This window comes from Isobaculum melis, from assembly GCF_900111355.1.
Taxonomy (GTDB): Bacteria; Bacillota; Bacilli; order Lactobacillales; family Carnobacteriaceae; genus Isobaculum; species Isobaculum melis.
The window spans coordinates 42,718-62,939 of the sequence record NZ_FOHA01000015.1 but is presented as its reverse complement, the minus strand read 5'-3'; the positions used below and the strand labels follow the sequence as shown (position 1 = coordinate 62,939).

15 protein-coding genes are annotated in these 20,222 nt (G+C 37.4%); 11 read left to right on the top strand and 4 right to left on the bottom strand.

Annotated elements, in window-relative coordinates:
* Window positions 1–339 precede the first annotated feature (339 nt).
* The 4 genes from BMW29_RS10880 to BMW29_RS10865 are packed head-to-tail and all read left to right on the top strand — an operon-like array spanning window position 340 to window position 4,510.
* Entirely contained in the window at window positions 340–1,758 is a 1,419-nt protein-coding gene (locus BMW29_RS10880) for an ABC transporter permease (protein WP_177165753.1), read from the top strand.
* A gap of 12 nt (window positions 1,759–1,770) precedes the next feature.
* Complete coding sequence (locus tag BMW29_RS10875; RefSeq protein ID WP_092653276.1) at window positions 1,771–2,409, top strand: ABC transporter ATP-binding protein; 639 nt, start codon at window positions 1,771–1,773, stop codon at window positions 2,407–2,409.
* A gap of 17 nt (window positions 2,410–2,426) precedes the next feature.
* A complete protein-coding gene (locus BMW29_RS10870) occupies window positions 2,427–3,092 on the top strand; it encodes a response regulator transcription factor (protein WP_092653274.1) in 666 nt (221 codons plus the stop codon).
* On the top strand, window positions 3,089–4,510 hold the full coding sequence (locus tag BMW29_RS10865) for a sensor histidine kinase (protein WP_092653272.1): 1,422 nt from the start codon (window positions 3,089–3,091) through the stop codon (window positions 4,508–4,510). Before BMW29_RS10870 ends, BMW29_RS10865 begins: the two co-directional genes overlap by 4 nt.
* Window positions 4,511–4,585: 75 nt before the next feature.
* Here the strand turns inward: BMW29_RS10865 and BMW29_RS10860 are convergent, their stop codons facing one another.
* Both BMW29_RS10860 and ade read right to left on the bottom strand, forming a co-directional pair.
* Window positions 4,586–4,999 (bottom strand): cupin domain-containing protein, encoded by a 414-nt coding sequence (locus tag BMW29_RS10860; RefSeq protein ID WP_092653270.1) that lies wholly within the window; start codon window positions 4,997–4,999, stop codon window positions 4,586–4,588.
* Between the two features lie 85 nt (window positions 5,000–5,084).
* Window positions 5,085–6,812: an adenine deaminase gene (ade, locus tag BMW29_RS10855; protein WP_092653286.1), complete on the bottom strand. Its 1,728-nt coding sequence runs from the start codon at window positions 6,810–6,812 to the stop codon at window positions 5,085–5,087.
* Window positions 6,813–7,043: 231 nt separating this feature from the next.
* Here ade and BMW29_RS10850 point away from each other — a divergent pair, with 231 nt between their 5' ends.
* The 3 genes from BMW29_RS10850 to thrB are packed head-to-tail and all read left to right on the top strand — an operon-like array spanning window position 7,044 to window position 10,248.
* Window positions 7,044–8,345 (top strand): homoserine dehydrogenase, encoded by a 1,302-nt coding sequence (locus tag BMW29_RS10850; protein WP_092653268.1) that lies wholly within the window; start codon window positions 7,044–7,046, stop codon window positions 8,343–8,345.
* The gene (thrC, locus tag BMW29_RS10845) at window positions 8,327–9,382 is read left to right on the top strand and encodes a threonine synthase (RefSeq protein ID WP_092653266.1); all 1,056 of its coding nucleotides are present in this window, start codon (window positions 8,327–8,329) and stop codon (window positions 9,380–9,382) included. Before BMW29_RS10850 ends, thrC begins: the two co-directional genes overlap by 19 nt.
* Window positions 9,382–10,248, top strand: coding sequence for a homoserine kinase (gene thrB / locus BMW29_RS10840; RefSeq protein WP_092653263.1), 867 nt, complete (start codon window positions 9,382–9,384; stop codon window positions 10,246–10,248). Before thrC ends, thrB begins: the two co-directional genes overlap by 1 nt.
* A 47-nt stretch (window positions 10,249–10,295) precedes the next feature.
* On the opposite strand, the gene BMW29_RS10835 is transcribed toward thrB, so the two are convergent.
* On the bottom strand, window positions 10,296–10,544 hold the full coding sequence (locus BMW29_RS10835) for a hypothetical protein (RefSeq protein WP_092653261.1): 249 nt from the start codon (window positions 10,542–10,544) through the stop codon (window positions 10,296–10,298).
* Between the two features lie 278 nt (window positions 10,545–10,822).
* Between BMW29_RS10835 and BMW29_RS10830 the strand changes: the two genes are divergently transcribed.
* The 4 genes from BMW29_RS10830 (at window position 10,823) to BMW29_RS10815 (ending at window position 18,855) form a co-directional block, all read left to right on the top strand.
* Window positions 10,823–11,467 (top strand): DUF1700 domain-containing protein, encoded by a 645-nt coding sequence (locus BMW29_RS10830; RefSeq protein WP_092653259.1) that lies wholly within the window; start codon window positions 10,823–10,825, stop codon window positions 11,465–11,467.
* Between the two features lie 2 nt (window positions 11,468–11,469).
* Window positions 11,470–12,381, top strand: coding sequence for a DUF4097 family beta strand repeat-containing protein (locus BMW29_RS10825; protein ID WP_092653257.1), 912 nt, complete (start codon window positions 11,470–11,472; stop codon window positions 12,379–12,381).
* 453 nt (window positions 12,382–12,834) lie between these two features.
* Window positions 12,835–18,093: an LPXTG cell wall anchor domain-containing protein gene (locus tag BMW29_RS10820; protein WP_092653255.1), complete on the top strand. Its 5,259-nt coding sequence runs from the start codon at window positions 12,835–12,837 to the stop codon at window positions 18,091–18,093.
* Between the two features lie 129 nt (window positions 18,094–18,222).
* Window positions 18,223–18,855, top strand: a complete 633-nt coding sequence (locus BMW29_RS10815) for a phosphatase PAP2 family protein (protein WP_092653253.1) — start codon at window positions 18,223–18,225, stop codon at window positions 18,853–18,855.
* A 71-nt stretch (window positions 18,856–18,926) separates the two neighbouring features.
* Here BMW29_RS10815 and BMW29_RS10810 read toward each other — a convergent pair whose 3' ends face one another.
* Entirely contained in the window at window positions 18,927–20,147 is a 1,221-nt protein-coding gene (locus BMW29_RS10810; protein ID WP_092653251.1) for an MDR family MFS transporter, read from the bottom strand.
* Between the last annotated feature and the right edge of the window lie 75 nt (window positions 20,148–20,222).

Here is a 20,222-nt window from a genome sequence, read left to right as displayed (position 1 = left end):
AATACCAAGATAGAGCATAGAAACACCTTCTAAGGGTAAAATTTTGGATTGATTGCCACTCGTCTGAAAAGCGTCACTACCTTGTTCTAGATACGGAGTAAGGCATTAATACCTTCAACATCTAACTCATTCGCAAACAGCCAATCAGAGAGAGGTGCCAGTCTTTCGAGAACGAGTTCAAAGACTCAAGGAATGAACGGCACAACCTCTCAATCCAATAGTTATATTATCTCAGATGAACTGAGTTAATACCAAATGAAAATTACAATGGTTCATAAGGTTCTCCAATTATAATCGGAAGATAAAAACCTTAAATATAATATACAAGGAATGAGCATTTTGAGAAATTTTAAACGAGCAATTTTAAGCGTAGGGAAACAACTACGAAAATCATTTTTGGTCTTATTACTAATTACAACTGTATTAACAATGATTATAGTAGGGCTATCTATTCAAAAAGCAGTAGATCAGGCGAGCCAGCAAGCAAAAGATAAAATGAAGGCTGAAATGACTGTACAGTACAATATGGAGAAATTAATGCAATCCCAAGGAAAAGAACTTCCTGATATCAACAGAGACCTTCTAGAAAAAATAAAAAAAGTAAAAGGAGTAACAGATACGCAAGTCTCTTTACAAGCTTACATCAACACCAATTTAAAAGAAATCACTGTAGGAAACAATGAATTTCCTGATGGCGGTATGTCAATGTCTGGGATGCCTGAAGGATACAATATGCCAACAAATTATATTTACGGCTTCGATGCAAAAAAAGACAATGAAAACTTTGCAAGTGAACAATATAAACTTGTTGATGGAAAAATGCCGTATGAATCTGATGCTGAAAACCCGGTTATCATTTCAAAAAAACTTGCTGAAAAGAATCACTTAAAAATTGGCGATACGATTAAAGCTAAAGGTGGCGATTCTGCCTCAAAAGATATTACATATACAATCTCAGGCTTCTTTGAAACACAAAATGTCAAACAAAATAAAATGATGGAATTTAACCCAATGTCTAATCCTGATAATGTTTTTTACACAACTAGTAAAGTAGCTGAAAAAACGATGACTCTTGATGACCCTAGTAAATCAATTCGTTATGAAAACATTAAAGTAACAGTTGATAAGGTGGAAAATATTAGGAAAGTAATAAATGAATTAAAAAAAGATACGAGCATTGACTGGGATTATTTCTCTTTCAATTCAGATTTTGATCAATATGACAAAATGACAGCTGCTATTGATAATGTCGCAAGTATTTCTACCATTATTTTATGGATTGCTGGCATTGCAGGTGTAGTAGTCTTATCACTCATTATGATTCTATCCTTCCGCGACCGTAAATTTGAAATCGGTGTGCTACTTTCAATGGGCGAATCTAAAGTAGGTATTGTATTACAAATGTTGACAGAAGTTTTGATTCTCTTTATCTGCGCCTTTGGTCTAGCCATTGGTATAAGTTCCGCCTCTGCTGAAAAAATAGGTGATTCATTAGTTTCGAATGAAGTAGAAACACTGAAAAAAGATACTGAATCTAATAAAAAAGATGGTAATGAGACGCTCATGATTATGGGGAGTGAACAATCGGAACAGACAGAAGCAGAACCTATTAAAAAAATCAATGTTACGGTCACAAATAATCGCGTCCTAACAACAAGCTTCGCTTTGGGTATATCCATTGTCTTCATCTCAACCTTACTTCCATTATCCCTTGTACTACGAAAAGACCCTAAAAGCATTATGTTAGCTAAAGAATAAGGAGGAACCCCTATGTTAATTGCAAAAAATTTATCTTATAAATACCAAGCAACTGAAGTCTTATCCAATATTAATTTAAGCTTTGAGAGCGGGAAAATGTATGCTATTATTGGAAAGTCAGGGAGTGGTAAAACCACCCTGCTTTCCTTACTCTCAGGCATCAATGCCACCCAACAAGGGACTGTTATTCTTGATGATAAAACAATTAAAGGTGGACAATTACGTGCTTATCGCAGAAACAATAGTATTGTCTTTCAAGCCTATAACTTAATCAATTATTTAACCCCCTTACAAAATGTCAAACTTGCCTTAGAAATTACAGGAAACAAAGGCAATCATACACAAATAGCGAAAGATTATTTGCAAAAAGTTGGCTTAAACGATGTTCAAATGAAACGTAAATGTACAGAGTTATCTGGTGGTCAACAACAAAGAGTAGCCATTGCCCGTGCGATTGCTTGTCAGTCAAAAATTGTTTTTGCTGATGAACCCACTGGAAACTTAGATTCTGCTACAGGAGAAGCCATCATCCAGTTGCTTAAAAATCTTGCAAAAGAAGAAAATAAATGTGTGATTTGTGTAACCCATGACGCACAACTAGAAAACTATGCGGATGAAGTCATTCACATTAGTGATGGAAAAATAACATAAACAAGGAGAGATGAAGCATGAGCTATCATATTCTAGTAGTTGAAGATGACCTATCTATTCAAAAAGCAATTTGTACCTTTTTAGTAAAAGATGGCTATACAGTAACCGCTGCTAAGGATGGAGAAGAAGCCATTTCATTATTTGAACAAGAGACCTTTCATCTGATCTTACTAGATATGATGCTTCCAAAGAAAAATGGAGAGGAAGTCTTACAAGAAATCCGCCAAGTTTCACCGCAGCAACCCGTTTTGATTATCAGTGCTTTAGATGATGAATTCATCCAAATTGATGCTTATACAAAACGAATTGAGGATTATGTTGTAAAACCATTTTCTATGAATATTCTCTTATTTAAAATCAATGCTATTTTAAATAGAATTTATGACAATCAGAACCAATCAATTGTGATTGGTTCTGTACAATTATTTGTGCAGCAATATGAAGTGACCTTAAATGGAGAAAAAATTGAGCTGACACCCAAAGAATTTGAAATCCTACAAGCCATGTTTTTAAATGTAGGAAAAGTCTATTCTAGGGAAGAGCTCTTAACAGTTGTCTGGGGCTATGACTTTCTTGGAGATAGCCGTACCATTGATGTTCATGTTAAAAATATCCGGCGAAAATTAGGCAATGATGTGATTAAAACAATTAAAGGAATTGGGTATAAGGTGGAGAAATTATGAAGCATCAATTAACATTTTATCTTAAAACTTGGTTATTTAGTCTCAGTATTATTTTATTAACCCTTATTTTTGGATTTCTTGTTTTTTATTTTTCTACTGCGTTCTTTTTAGAAGAAACACAAAAAAGTAATTTTAAAGAAGATGTACATAAAATCGAAACAACGATTCAAAATGAAGGGGTTCAGCCAGAAAAATTAGATGCTTTTATTAAACTAGGTTATCAAATTTTGATTCAGGATGAAAAACAAGTGCTTTATCCTAAATATGTGTTTGAAGCAGATTCACTTCCATCTGATACAGATAATTTGATTATGAGACAGCAAGTAACTGATGACCCTTTGATGCCACCATCATCAGATGATCAAAATTTGATTACGGTCGTAACAACCGATTCAAAAAATATGTTATTTGAAAACAAAACAATCACATATCAATCAAAAACTTTTCATCTTTCAGTTACCTATCCGATTTCAGTCACAACAAAAGATTATCAAGCGATTCTCTTTAGAGCACTCCCCATCTTTTTGGCCATTGGTTTAATTGTTTCGGCGATTGTGTCTATTATTTATGCTAAATTTTTCTCAAAAAAAATTCAATCTATCAATCAAGTTATTGAACAAATGTCTGATTTGACTTATGAAGCACCTGAAATAATTCAGTCCAAAGATGAAATGCAGTTACTTGAAAATAATTTAACCGATATGTATAACAAATTAAAAAACACCTTACAACAGCTTGAAGCAGAATTCCATTATGTACAACGCTTAGAAAAAGATCGTCAATTTTTCATGAAAGGTGTTACCCATGAATTGAAAACACCAATTATGGCAATGAGTACAATGATTGAAGGCATGTTATCAAACTTCCCTGAATATCAGGACAAAGAAAAATATTTACAAATTTGCTATAAAGAGCTGCATAGTATGACCAAGCTAGTCAATGAAATTCTTGAAACCTCAAAATTAGAGGGGCTACAGTTCCAAGGGGATACCAATGTCGCACAATGCTTAGCAACTGTTTCTGGATTTTATGAAGTCTTAATAGAAGATAAACAGCTGGATATTGTTCAAAATGTTGATCCCCAGCTAAAACTAATGATTCCTGAAAAATACTTATTGAAGGTCTTTTCAAATCTGATGGGAAATGCCATTCAATATAGTCCTGCTGCCTCTTCTATCCTAATCAACACTGATGGCGGAAAAGTAATTGTTAGTAATTCTATGAAAGAGCCACATCAGCTGGATCCAAATGAAATTTTCCAACCTTTTTATTCCATTCATTCAGAAGATGACGATGATGACAGTCATGGATTGGGTTTGTATATTGTCCGAAAAATTTTAATGTCCTATGGTTATCAAATCTCTTGCCATATCGAGGAAACCCACTTAACAATGATCATTGAACCACAAGTAAGATAAAAAGAGCAGATAAGTGCTGTCAGCTGAATCAAGATTCAGTTGGCAAGGTAACTTATCTGCTCTTTATTTTACGGTTTAACCCTCTTGCTCAAAAGCCTCTTTTTTAGTCTCTTCTTGAGTATTAAATGGATGATTTGGTGGAGAATAAATTGAATATAGCTTCATAGGAACATCACCAATATTTGTCACATTATGCCAAGTATTTGCTGGAATCACAATGGCATCATCTGCTTTGACTACTTGACTAACCGTAATCTGATCCTTTTCTTTTCCCATTTCAACCTTACCTGTACCAGCTTCTAGACGTAAAAATTGGTCTACATGAGAATGAATTTCCATCCCAATATCGCCGCCACCTGGTGGAATGCTCATTAAGGTAATTTGAAAATGTTCACCTGTCCATAAAGTGGTGCGGTAACGGTCATTTTGTAGGGTTGCCTCTTCGATATTAAACGCGATTGGTTCTTTACCATAGTCTTTTAATTCCATATAAAAACCTCCCTTTATTTCCTTAACCATAACACTAATTTTCAAAAACACCTTAACAAAGCCCTTAAATGATAGTCGTTCTCAACTACTCACTTTTTGGTGGCACTGCAACCTCTACATAGTTAAAACTTCGTACATCAAACAATCCATTAATCGTCATCTTATAGGTTGGAATCACCGGCAAAGCTAAAAACGATACCGTCAACATCATATGAAAATCATCGACCTCTTTTAATTGCTTCACTGCTTCATTAATCCCAAGAATATCCTTCATTGCAGCTTGCCATGGTTTGGCAGATAAGAGTCCTGCTATTTCTAAATGACAGCTAGCTAGCACTTTACCTTCACAAACTACGACCATTCCACCACCAATTTCTTCTAATGCTGAAACAGCGAATAGCATCTCTTCATCGCTTGTTCCGCAAACAATTAAATGATGTGAATCATGGGCAATTGTGGTGGCAATTGCTCCTCTTTTCAAACCTAAGCCTTTCACAATCCCTAAGCCAATTTTTCCAGAAGCAAAATGTCGTTCTATCACAGCTATTTTCAATTGCTCCTTTTCTAATGAAGGAACAAATAAATGTTGTGCATCTGTCTCAACCGCCTCAACAATTGGCTCAGTGACAATACTATTTGGCAATACACCAATCATTCTCCCTTGATAGCCTGAAGGAATTGTTAAAGCTAAATCATTTTTTGTCAGTGGTTGAATATTCACAGATGGAGGAAAAGCATAGCTTGGCGTTTCCTCAGTTGGTAAATAAACACCTGCCTCTGCAACTAATTCACCATTTTTATAGACCTGAGCAATATCGAAGCTGGCTAAATCATTTAATAAAACGAAATCGGCTTGATACCCTGGAGCAATTGCCCCAATAGTTTCCAAGCCATAACAAGTCGCAGCATTATAGCTCCCCATTGTAATCGCCATAACAGGTGGAATTCCCGCTTGAATAGCCATTCTGACAATATGGTCAATACTGCCTTCTTCATAAACTTCATCTAAATGCTTATCATCTGTACAGAACATAAAATGTCTCATATTTTTTTCTTGCACAATTGGAAATAATGCCAGCGCATTTTTTGCCGCAGAGCCTTCGCGAATTAAAACGGACATACCTCGTTCCAAACGCGCCGCAGCTTCTTCAATTGTTGTACACTCATGATCGGTCTTAATCCCAGCGCCAATATAAGCATTCAGCTCCTGCGCGGTTAACCCTGCACCATGACCATCCACTTTTTTATTTGCAGATAAAGCATCGTGCATCTTTTCAACCTCTTCATCAGCTCCAGCTAAAACTGCTGGATAATTCATCATTTCAGCTAAACCTAATACTTGTTTATTGTCATAAAAGGGTTTTAAATCTGCTGCATGAAGCACAGCACCGCCTTGTTCAAATTGAGTCGCAGGCACACAAGAAGGCAGCATCGTATAAATATCAGCTTTGCTTTTTTGACTGTCCTCTAGCATAAATTTTAGTCCATCTACGCCATAAACATTTGCAATTTCATGTGGATCTGTTATTAAAGCAGTCACCCCATGAGCTAAGGATACTTTGCCAAATTCACTTGGTAAAACTAAGGAAGATTCAATGTGCATATGTGCATCAATTAAACCCGGCGCAAGATATTTTCCTGTACCATCTAATTCTTCTACCCCTTCATAAGAACCAATGCCAACAATTTCTCCATTAAAAATAGCGACATCACCTTGTGTTAAGGTCTGCGTAAAAACATTGACTATTTGACTGTTTTTAATGACTAAATCAGCCAATCTTCTACCCATTGCGACCTCAATTTTTTGCTTCATATTATCCAACTAAAAGCCCTCCTCCAAAAATAGATTGTTCTGACTTTACCTTAAAGCACGATGTTTTTCAATAAAAAATGAGGAAAATTTAATCTTTGGGATATTCTCTTTTTGCTATTTTTATACGTATCTCCCCTTTTTTTAAAATAAATGCCTATTCTTCCTATATTTTTGTTATACTGTATCAAAGGTTTTTAATCAAATTCACATAAACCAAAGGAGGAACCCTTCATGAAAAAACGATTAAACATTGGTATCTTAGGACTGGGTACAGTTGGAAGTGGTGTATTGCATATTCTAAAAGAACACCAAGAGAAAATTTCTCAAGTAACTGGTTATACAATGGGCATCAAAACCGCACTTGTTAGACAAATTGAAAAGCATCAAAACCAAACAGATATCCACTTAACAACAGATGTAGAAACGATTTTAAAGGACCCAGAAATCCATATTATTGTTGAAGTCATGGGAAGTATTGAGCCCGCAAAAGACTATATTTTACAAGCACTTAAACAGGGAAAACATGTTGTGACAGCCAATAAGGATCTCATCGCTTTACATGGGAATGAATTGACTCAAGTTGCCAAAGAAAATCATTGCGATTTATATTATGAAGCTAGTGTTGCTGGAGGTATCCCCATTCTAAGAGCATTAGTTGACAGCTTAGCTGCAGATAATATCAAAAAAGTGATGGGTATTGTTAACGGAACAACCAACTTTATGCTTACCAAAATGGCTAAGAATGGCTTATCCTATGAAGCAGTTCTGGCTGAGGCACAAGCACTTGGTTTTGCTGAAGCTGATCCAACAAATGATGTAGATGGGATTGACGCTGCTAGAAAAATGGTTATTTTATCGAGACTTGCTTTCGGCATGAACCTCCCTCTAAGCGCAATTAGCACAGGTGGTATTCGTTCTGTTACAGCAACCGATATCCAGATTGCCCATCAGCTAGGCTATACCATCAAATTAATTGGTGCAGCAGAAGAACAAAATGGAACAATCCATGGTATGGTTGGACCAATGCTCTTACCAAATGAACACCCACTTTCAGGTGTAAATAACGAAAATAATGCGGTCTTTGTGACAGGGTCTTCCGTTGGTGAAACGATGTTTTATGGCCCAGGTGCGGGTGAATTACCAACTGCGACCAGTGTGGTAAGTGACTTAATCACAGTTGCCAAAAACATTCGAATGCATACAACTGGTGATGGCTTTAGTCATTATCAACATGAAACAAAATTGACTGCCAAAGAAGACATTCAAGCTAAATATTATTTACGCTTAAATATGACGGATCAAACTGGAACATTTCTTAAACTAACGCAATTATTTGCTGCTCATCAAATTGGCTTTGAGCAAATTATTCAACAGCCCTTTGACCAAAATTCAGCAATGGTTATTATTATTACTCATCAAGGTAGTAAAGAACAACTAGACCAGGCAATCGCAGGGCTAGAATCTGACTCAGATATGGTGCTAAAAGCCAGATTTGATGTTTTGGAGGAATCAATATGTACAAAGGACTATTAACCACCTATCAAGATTATTTACCAATCAATGAAAAGACACCACTTATCTCCCTTGCAGAAGGAAATACACCACTCATTCCTTTACCAAGCTTATCAAAGGAGTTAGGCATCAATCTTTATGGCAAATACGAAGGCTTAAATCCTACAGGCTCCTTTAAAGATCGTGGGATGGTGATGGCTGTTGCGAAAGCCAAAGAAGAAGGTGCGAAAGCCATCATTTGTGCCTCTACAGGAAATACTAGTGCCGCTGCGGCGGCTTATGCCACACGTGCAGGCTTAAAAGCTTATATTGTCATTCCAGAAGGAAAAGTTGCCCTTGGCAAGCTCGCACAGGCTGTTATGTATGGTGCAGACATTATTTCCATTAAAGGGAACTTTGATGAAGCTTTAACAGCTGTTCGAGAATTAGCTGAAACAGAAGCGGTCACTTTGGTAAATTCTGTCAATCCCTATCGTTTAGAAGGACAAAAAACAGCTGCTTTTGAAATCTGTGAACAGCTGACACAAGCCCCTGATGTCTTAGCGATTCCAGTTGGAAATGCAGGGAATATTTCTGCCTATTGGAAAGGCTTCAAAGAATGGCATGCTGCCCATCAAACTGCTTTACCTAGAATGCATGGGTTTGAAGCTGAAGGCGCGGCTGCAATTGTCCAAGGTGCTCCTATTGCTCAACCAGAAACAATTGCAACAGCGATTCGGATTGGAAATCCAGCTAGTTGGGCTTTAGCAGAAGCTGCAAGAGATGAGTCTAAGGGCTATATCCATTCAGTAACGGATGATGAAATTATCAATGCTTATAAAAAGGTGGCTAAACAAGATGGTGTCTTCATTGAACCTGGTTCTGCTGCTTCATTAGCTGGTGTGATTCAACATGTGAAAGCAGGACTGATTCAGGCAGGAGAAACGGTCGTTTGTGTCTTTACAGGAAATGGCTTAAAGGATCCAGATACCGCTTTAGCTGTTCATGATATTCCAATTGCTAAAATGGATACTGTTGCAGATATGCGTCAGCATTTAAGACTAGGGGTGAAGGATTAGTGCGTATTCAAGTACCTGCTACTACTGCTAATTTAGGGCCTGGCTTTGATTGTTTGGGACTTGCACTTAATTTATTTTTAACACTAGATATTGGCTCACCCCAAACAACTTGGTTGATTGAACATCAATTAGGGGCAGACATTCCAACAGATGAAACAAATTTAATTGTGGCAACAGCCTTGTCTATCCAACCTGATTTACAGCCCCATCATTTAGTGGTTCATTCTGATATTCCAACAGCTCGTGGTTTAGGTAGTAGTTCTTCAGCGATTGTTGCAGGAATTGAACTAGCCAATCAATTAGGTCAACTAGAGCTGACTACTGCTGAAAAATTAGCACTGGCAGTCAAAAAAGAAGGGCATCCCGATAATGTGGCTCCTGCTATTTTAGGGCAATTTGTCATTGCTACTTCTGTTGCAGATCAAGTCTATTATCAGCAAGGACAATTTCCTGATTGTGGCATCATAGTGGCTGTTCCTCCTACTGAATTACTAACTACTGAAAGTCGAGGCTTATTACCTGCAGCACTTCCTTATAAAGAAGCCGTGGCGGGTGCATCAATTGGTCATGTGATGATTGCGGCATTATTGAACCAAGACTTAGTAACTGCTGGTCAATTGCTTGAAGCTGATTTATTTCATGAACCTTATCGAAAAAAAATACTTCCACACTTTGATATTATCAAAGACTTAGCACATCAATTTCATGCTTATGGCACTTGTATTAGTGGGGCTGGGCCGAGCGTTTTAACGCTTCTACCAACTACGCATTTAGCTGATTTCCAGCAAGCTTTACAATGTCGTTATCCTGATTTTAATTTATTAAATCTTTCGATGAATCAAACCGGTGTGACCTGTATCAACTAAAAATAACGTGTCATCAGCTCTTATAGTAACTGATGACACGTTATTTTTTAGGCCATTTCAACGACCCAATCCGAATCTCTAAATTGTTTTAAGCCAACATGAAATGGTAGCCAAATTTTAGCCTGCCAAATATCGGTTAAGGCGCGCCAGAATAGTGGATCGCTTTTTTGTTTTTTAGTTGCTTTTATCTCTATCTCTTGACCTTCTTCAGTTTCAACAATAATTGTAGGAAATGAAATCTGTTTAATTAAACCTGATTCATAAACACCTGCTTGCTCATATTCAATCATTTGCATCTAATCTAATCCCCTTTCTCTTTTAAAGGTACTTTCACTATACAACAAGTTTCTTAAGAAAAGACTAAGTTTCCTCAATAAAATCCTCAAGCCTATTTTTTTCACTCTTATGCACTAAAAAGCCCTACATATAGGGGTGTACAGCCACTCATACTTTAGTACCATTTTTTCGAATACCGCTTGTATTGTACTTTTCTAACCTGTATATTTGATATATTAAGAAATATAAAAGAGCTGTTAAATCAATAGATTTTTTTAGAAAGGAACAGGTTGCTCATATGAATAAAGAACATTTTTTAATTTCACTCAAGCTTAGTCTTAGAGGCGTTCCATCTCCAATCTTGGAAGATACATTAGCCTATTATGAATCTGTTTTTGAGCAAGAAATAGAAGCAGGAAAATCTGAGGAACTGATTTCAAAAGAATTAGGAAATCCAAAAGATATTGCAAAAGGAATTTTTGTTGCACACAACATTCGACCAACAGTACAGGCACCACAATTTAGCAAAGGAGATTGGGAGGAGTTTGAAGCAACTCAAGCTGAACAACAACGCTATTCAGGTCCACAATATGCTGGAGAGCCCCCTTACCGAACTGCATCTCCTACTAGAGGAATTTTTGTCGCAATTGCCCTTGGTTTCTTTAACCTAATCTTTATCCTTGCGCCTATCATTGCGATTATTAGTGTGATTTTTGCAGCATGGATTGTCAGCACAAGCTTCATTCTTTCACCAATTATAGGAATTGTTGTGGCTGTGGGTGAACTTTCATCTTATGCAATGTTCCAGTTTTTTGCCTCATTAATTTTATGTGGCATTGGTTTACTTCTATTGCTTCTTATCGTTCCTATTACTAAGTTCTTCTTTAAAGCATGTGCAGCTTATATAAAATGGAATATTCGAGCAATTAGAGGGGGATACTAAACATGAAAAAGAAAAAGACTAGCTTTATTGTTTCATTAGCTATTCTTCTAATCATTATTGGCTCAGTTGGCGTTGGACTTAATTTCACAAAAGTAAGGCGTGATATCCAGAATTATGAAGAAACTTATGAAACAAAAAATCTCGATACCCTTACTCTAGACATTGGAAATCGTGGAGATACTACCATTCATTATACAAATTCTGATCAAATTGAAGTATTTTTATCAGGAACAGACCTTGAAAGAACACCGATTAAGACAAATTATTCAAAAGACAAAGTAGAAATGCTTGTCACTTCTACCCCACCAGGTTTCTTTGACCAATTTGACTTTGAGATTGATCTTTTATTTATGGAATTTGATTTTAGTCCAAATGTAAAGGTAGATATTTATTTACCAAAATCCATTCAAAATCTTGAAATTAAAGGAACCTCTGCTAATCTAATTATTGATGATGAGCTTTCAATGAAACAGGTGAAGGTCGTAACAAACAGCGGAAATGTAGAAATCTCTGACTTAAGTACAGATAAACTTTCAGTTAAAACTACTTCTGGCAATATTGACTTAGATGACATTATTGCCAATAAAATTACTTTTGAAGCACGTTCTGGAAATATTATCCTCGAGGATTTATTTGGAACAGTTAAAGGAAATGTTACTTCTGGAAATATTTATTTGTCAAATAATAGGTTAGATCAAGAGATTGATTTTGAAGCGACTTCTGGAAATATTGAACTTTCTCTAGACCATGAGCCTAAAGATGCAACGATTGAAGCCAAAACCTCTAGTGGTTATATTCAATTAGATAATATGGATAATGTATCGCAAAAAACATTCGGTAAAGGTTCAGCTAAAATTAAATTAAGAACGTCTAGCGGAAACATTTCATTCTCTGTTGATGACGATGACGACTAATAAAAAACCACAATCAAACGATTGTGGTTTTTCCAATATAAATATAGAAATAAATAGAATTCTCTATAAAAAATGCTTCTATAGATATAGTAATAGATTATAAGGTTTTTTTGAAAAAAAAATAGAATAAAGTATTTATAAAAAAGAAGTCATTTCATTAATAATTCAAAAAAATCAAATGAAAAAGTTTTCACAAAGCGAAATAAAAAGAAATTAAATGAATAGAAAAGCATCCATAATAAACAAAAAAATAAATAAATCAAGTAAAAAGCCTTCAAAAAAATGAAAAGGCTTTTTATTTTGTTTCCTACATAAAATGTGGTAATTTGACAGTATCAAAACGTTATGAATATACTAACGTCATCAAAAAGGAGGAATGGCTAAAAACGTGTTGGGCACCGTATTTTTTCCATAAATAGTTCGGCGAGTCTTATTTAGAGGAGGAGTACCAAAATGAATGAACCCAAAAAGAAAAAAGCATTCAAGAAGCATCTCAACAAAGGTTTTATTGTTTTAGCAGCATCTGTCTTATTCCTATCACCATTTACACCAATTATCCAAAATGGTCAAATTCTCTTTCAGCAAAGTAAGGTCAGCGCAGCCGGCTTAGCTGATGTCAATATTTTATCAAACACCTCTTTAACTTCAAAACCTAGTGTCGATATGGTCCCAAATGAAAACGGTAACTATGATGTGGACTTAACTTTCACAGGAGAAGCACTAGCTTCTGTTGGGTTAGCAGACTCCAAAGTTGTGGTATTTAGCCTGCCACCTGAGTTAAAAGGCAAAGTAGTTGGGAATGCCACAGTCGATATCAATGTTAAATTCTTACCTTTTACACCTGCCGATTTACCTGCAGTCAAATTATTGCTTGGCACCTTAAATACAGCCTTGAATGCTTTAAAAACAGTCGCCGCAGTTGCTGGGGTTAATTTAACGCCTATTGTCGATGCCATTACTCAACTGCAAAGCCTACAAACCTTTGGCGACTATAACACTACCGTGACAGGAACTGTTTCACCAGATGGTTCAAGTATTAGTGTGGATTATACAAGTGGCTTAGGCAGCTATGTCAAAACAACTTATGCCGCATTATTTAATACGGTACAAGCTGCCATTACTACTGTCAGAAATACCGTTCCTGGTGGGCTGATTGGTGCTCCTGTTCGTGCTGCTTTAGATACATTGCAATTGGCTTTAAATCCAATTTTAACTGTTGTAACAGCGATTGTAGGTGGAACCAGTAATGTATTAGATGACTTTTTCAGTGCTAGCTTACTTGGTCAAAACACTTATCGTGCAAGATTTGAAGTGCAACCTCCAGGTACAGCACAAGCAACGATTCATGCTGCCACTGTGAATACACCACTGATTAATGCTAATCTTCTTAGTTTAATCAATTCAGAGGGAGCAAATGTTACCTTAAACTTCGCTACTGATTGGAATAGCTATCTGGTGGCAAGTCCAACCATTCAACCCGTAGATACAAATGCAACTGGTCTTTCAGGAAATGTTGTACTGAATACACCAATTCCAAATGGCTCTACCTTTGAAGCAGTTGTGACCTTCCCTGACAATACAACCTTAACTGCACCTGTTAATCCTGATGGTTCATTCACGGTTCCATTCACTGGCTATCTCCCTCAAAATGGGGAGACATTATCTACCATCATTCGTGGAACAAATATGGGCATTGTAAAAGACAGTACCGCAGTTCCTATTACAGTAACACAGGGTGTAGATCCTGCTTGGGCGGCTTATACGATTGCCCCACCTGTTGTCGCACCTATTGATACAAATGCAACTACTGTTAATGGAAAAGTAACATTAAACACACCCGTTCCTCCTAACAGTACCTTTGAAGCGATTGTGACTTTACCAGATGGATCTAAAGTGAATACAATGGTCAATCCTGATGGCTCATTCTCTGCTCCTTTAGGTGGTGTTACACTACAAGCTGGAGATGTGCTTTCAACCATTATTCAAGGAACAAATGCTGGGGTTACAAAAGATAGTACACCTGTTTCGACAACTGTTTCACAAGGTGTGGATCCTGCTTGGGCGGCTTATATCATTGCTGATCCTGCTGTCGAACCTGTTGATACAAATGCAACGGCTGCTATTGGAAAAGTTACGTTAAACACGCCAATTCCTCCTAACAGTACCTTTGAAGCGATTGTGACTTTACCAGATGGGTCTAAAGTCAATGCAACAGTCAATCCTGATGGCACTTTCGCTGTTCCTTTAGGCGGGATAACACTACAAGCTGGTGATATCCTTTCTACCATTATTCAAGGAACAAACGCTGGCGTCACTAAAGATAGCAATCCAATTTCTACTACTGTCAGATTAGGAGTAGACCCTGCATGGGCTGACTATCAAATAACCGCACCAAATGTTAATCCAATTGATTCAAATGATTTTGATATCACAGGGAAAGTTGTCCTAACAACGCCAATCCCTCCTAACAGCACATTTAAAGCCATTGCGACTTTACCAGATGGGGCGAAATTAAATGCTGTTGTCGCTGGGGATGGAACTTTTACCATTCCTTTAAATGGGCATACTTTAAATGTTGGGGATACAGTTTCTACACTCATTGAAGGAAGTAATGCTGGCGATCTAAAAAATGGTCCTTCTGTGGTCACAATTGTTGACAATATCGTTGACCCACTTTGGACAAGTTACCTTGTTGCAGCACCAACTGTTCAACCTGTTAGAGAAGGTCAGACAACTTTAACTGGAAAAATGATTCCAACTCTACCCATACCTGTTGGCACGACTTTTGAAGCCATCGTTACCTTACCTGATCAGACAACTGTAACTGGTCCCGTTGATGCTTCTGGAAATATTCTAGTTCCTTTTGGTAGCTATACACCAACAGCTGGAGAGATGCTTTCTACCATTATTCGTGCAACACATAATGGTGAAACAAAGGATAGTACGGCTGTGACAGTAATGGTTGCTCCTAGTTGGGAAAATTATACAGTTGGTACACCTACTGTCAATCCAATTGATACAAATGCAACTGAAGTGACTGGTCATGTAACACTGACTCAGCCAATTCCTGTTGACGCTACTTTTGAAGCCATTGTAACACTACCTGATGGGTCTAAAATCAGTGCAACAGTCAATCCTGACGGCACATTTGCGGTTCCTTTAGATGGTGTGACACTTCAATCTGGGGATGTACTTTCCACCATTATTCGTGGAACAAATGCTGATGGAACAAAGGATAGTGCACCTGTTTCGACTACTGTTACACTAGGCGTTGATCCTGCTTGGGAAGCTTATGTAATTGCTGATCCTGTTGTCGAACCTGTGGATACAAACGCAACTTCTGTTAATGGAAAGGTCACATTAAATACACCAATTCCTCCAAACAGTACCTTTGAAGCGATCGTAACTTTACCTGATGGCTCTAAAGTCAATGCAACTGTTAATCCAGATGGTACTTTCGCTGTTCCTTTAGCTGGGGTGATTCTTCAAACTGGGGATGTCCTTTCTACCATTATTCAAGGGACAAATGCTGGGGTTACAAAAGATAGTCAGCCTGTTTCTACAACCGTTTCACAAGGTGTGGATCCTGCTTGGGCGGCTTATGTAATTGCTGATCCTGTTGTTGAACCGATTGATACAAATGCAACTACTGTTAGTGGAAAAGTGACTTTAAATGCACCGATTCCTCCAAACAGTACCTTTGAGGCAATTGTAACTTTACCTGATGGCTCTAAAGTCAATGCAACTGTCAATCCTGATGGCACTTTCGCTATTCCTTTAGCTGGGGTGACACTTCAAGCTAACGATGTACTTTCTACTATCATTCAAGGTACAAATGCTGGCGTCACTAAAGACAGCAACCCTATTTCTACAACCGTTTCACAAGGTGTCGATCCTGCTTGGGAAGTCTATCAAATTGCACCTCCTACAGTTGAGCCAATTGTTGCAGATGATACAACCATTAAAGGAAAAGTAAACTTGATGACACCCGTTCCTCCAAACAGTTTATTTAAAGCAATTGTGACATTACCTGATAGTACACAATTAGAGGCAGCTGTTGCTGAGGATGGCACATTTACGATTTCTACTGCTGGTCATACACTAACTGCTGGGGGTTCAGTCACAACCTTTATTCAAGGTGAAAATGCTGGTCATGTGAAAAACGGACCGACTATTGTTACCATTGTAGATAACACGATTGATCCAATTTGGCAAAATTATGTGGTTGCAACACCTACTGTGAATCCAGTAACTGTTGACGACACAGCTGTAACTGGCCATGTCACTCTTACTACACCGATTCCAGCTAACACAATGTTTGAAGCAGTTGTCACTTTACCAGATGGCTCTAAAGTAACTGCGACAGTGAATCCTGATGGTACTTTCTCTGTTCCTCTAGGTAATGGCACATTAAATGCTGGAGAAACAATCTCTGTTGTGATTCTTGCAACTCATAATGATGAAACAAAAGAAAGTATTCCTGTCACAATAACAATTGAGCCTAGTTGGGCAGCTTATGACATCACAACACCAACTATTCAGCCGTTACATGTAGGAGATACTGAATTAAAAGGTAGTGTGACACTGACTACTCCTATCCCTACAGGTTCGACTTTTAAAGCAGTGGTGACTTTACCTGATTTAACAACGAAGCAAGCAACTGTTAACGAAGATGGTCAATTCATTGTCGATTTAACAGGTATCACATTAACAAAAGATAGCATTGTAAAAACTCAAATTAGTGGTACAAATGCTGGGGTTGAAAAAACAAGTGCAACAGTCGATACAATTGTTTTAGCTGGTGATGATACCGATAATTGGCTTAATTATGCGCTTGCACTACCAACCGTTCATCCTATTTATGCAGATGATACTGAGGTAACAGGTAATATGCGCATGGCGACACCACCTCCTGCTGGGACAACACTTGAAGCCATTGTGACTTTACCGGATGCCTCTACTGCATCAGCAGCTTTAAATGCCGATGGGACTTTCTCAGTTCCATTAAATGGCAAAACGCTCACTGCTGGTGATACCGTAACAACTGTTATCAAGGGAACAAATGAAGGCCGTACGAAAATGAGTTTACCAGTAAGCAGTACGATTCTACCTGCTTTAGGAATGGATTGGAGCAAATACTTGATTGCACCACCTGTCTTACCAACCATTCATGAAGGCGATCAAACGATTACTGGGACTGTTTTATTAGAAGCACCAATTCCTGAAGCGAGCACCTTCACTGTTAATGTAACATTAGCAGATGGTACAGTGATTAAAGCACCTGTTACGGTTCCCAACACAGTTGCTACCTTCTCATTATTCGCAGCTCCTGTCGTAGGCTCATACACTACTGATCTCTCTAACAACCGCATAAAAACGGGAGATGTTGTCACAGCCTTCACTCAAGGAACAAACAATCAGATAGAGCGTAACAGTACAACTGTCCAAACAACCGTTTTAGCTAAAACGACTACTGGTGGTAACGGCAACGGAAATGGTAATGGTACAGGAAATACTGGTAATGGCACTATAGGAACCGGAACAAGCACACAAAACACGATAACTAAAACAACTACTAGATCTACAACAAAAACCCTACCAAATACTGGTGAAAAAGGCTCTATTGCTTGGACTATAGCAGGTTCCGCCTTCGTCACAATTGCCATTGGTTTATGGTTTGTAAAAAAACGTATACTTGGTGAAGATAAGTAACATTTAGCACACCAAAAAAATAGCATATTAATAGCGTAAGAAGCAAGACAACTTGTCAAACTTCTTACGCTATTTTTTGATTTTATGGTACAATTATGAGATGCAAGACAGAACTTAAAGGAGCTTTTTATGCAAATAAAAAACAAATGGACATGGGGTATTTCTTGGCTGTTGCCACTTTCATTATTTAGCTTTATCGCATTTAATATTCAAAAAAACACAGCCCTACGGCAACAATTTGACACAACCATCACTTCATGGGTTCGAGGCAATATGACTGATTTGAAAACAACCTTTTTTAAAAGCCTCACACAACTTGGCAATCCTTTGGTTGTTGTACTACTCTCTGCAGTGATTGTGCTTTTTCTTTTGAAAAAGAAAGAAATAACAGTTAGCTTATGGTTTGTCCAAAACATGGCATTGGGTGCAGGATTATTAAATAAAATCATGAAAGAAATCTTTAGACGTCCAAGACCAGATTTAACCCATTTAGTAGTAGAAAAAAGCTGGAGTTTTCCTAGTGGTCATTCAATGGCTTCCATGATGTTCTTTGGTAGTCTTATCTACCTCAGCTATCAAACGATTCAAAATCGCTGGTTAAAAACAAGTTTAATTTGTTTAGCTAGCATCATGATTCTCATGATAGGTATCAGCCGAATTTACTTAGGCGTTCACTATCCTAGTGATATTTTAGGTGGTTATCTATTAGCTTTAACTTGGCTATGTTTCACAGTCCCGTTATTCAAAAAAAGAAGTAACTGACTAGACCGTATCTGAAAACTACATTGGCGAATATTTTCGCGATGCCACCGTAGTTTTCAGACACGCCTAGGTCATTTACTTCTTTTTTCATCTAAACGTTGCACTCTTTGCTGTAAAGTAATACTGATAACAGCCAACGCCAATAAAATGAAAATTGCTACAAACAACGCTTGAATTCCACCAAGCTGTGTCACAACAATTGCCCCTAAATAAGGCGCTAACATTCTAGCAGCTGTTGCAACACCATTGACTAGTCCTTGATACAAACCAGCATGTCCTTTTGGTGCTAGCTGATAAGCAATCGTTGGAATAGCTGGCCAAGCAAACATTTCTCCTAAGGTTAGGAAAATCATTCCGATTAAAAAACCAGTATAATGTGAAGCCTGCATCGCAACCACAAAAGATAAGGTAAACAAAGCAATCCCAATATAAATTTGAACTTTTAAGCGCTCTTTAAATTTGCGCACTAGTGGAATTAAGAAGAGCTGTCCTAGTACGATTAAGCCACCATTAATACTCCATAAATTGCCATATTCACCATTGGTTAGCCCTTTGACTTGTACCATATAAGTGGACAAATTCGACTGCCATTGTACATGAGGTAATTGGCAGAATAAATAGGTTAATAATAAAAGGAGCATCGCTAAAACACCAAATTTAGTTGGATGCTCTCTCACCCCACCTTTTTGATGATGCTTCGTTTCACTACTTGCCACCTTTTCAGATTTCCAATCAATTTTTGGAAAGAAAATAAAGAAAAATACTGCATAAATAATTGCAAAAGCAAACGCACCAATATAGACATTACCTAAATGCTCTTTAGATAAGAAGCCCGCTAAAAATGGTCCTACTGCAACGCCAACATTTTGTGCCACATAAATACTATTAAATCCGGTTCTGCCCCCAGTCGGATGCGTTAGCCCAGCAGCGGCATATAGCCCAGAAAAGACCATTCCCATTGCCACACTCACAGCCCAAATATTCCATAAAAAGAATGGATAGCCATGGAATAAAAATAAGGAGCCTGTTGTCACTACTAAAATAATCGTCCCAATACTTAATGAAATAAAGCCAGATAAGCGATCAAAAATCAGTCCCCCAATTAAGCTTGCAATAATACCAATTCCAGAATTAATTAATAAAGCCATTGCAGCACTTGTTTCTGACATCCCTAACTCTTTTGTCATATAAAGCATATTAAACGGCCAAATAAAAGATAAGCCTGTATATAATAGCACCATCCCAATGGCAACAATCCATAAATCTCTTGGTAATCCCGTTTTTTTCAACATATCCCGATTCCTCCTAAACTCACCTCCTCATTCTAACTAAAAAACCAGAAAAAAGAAACTTTTTTCATAAGATTG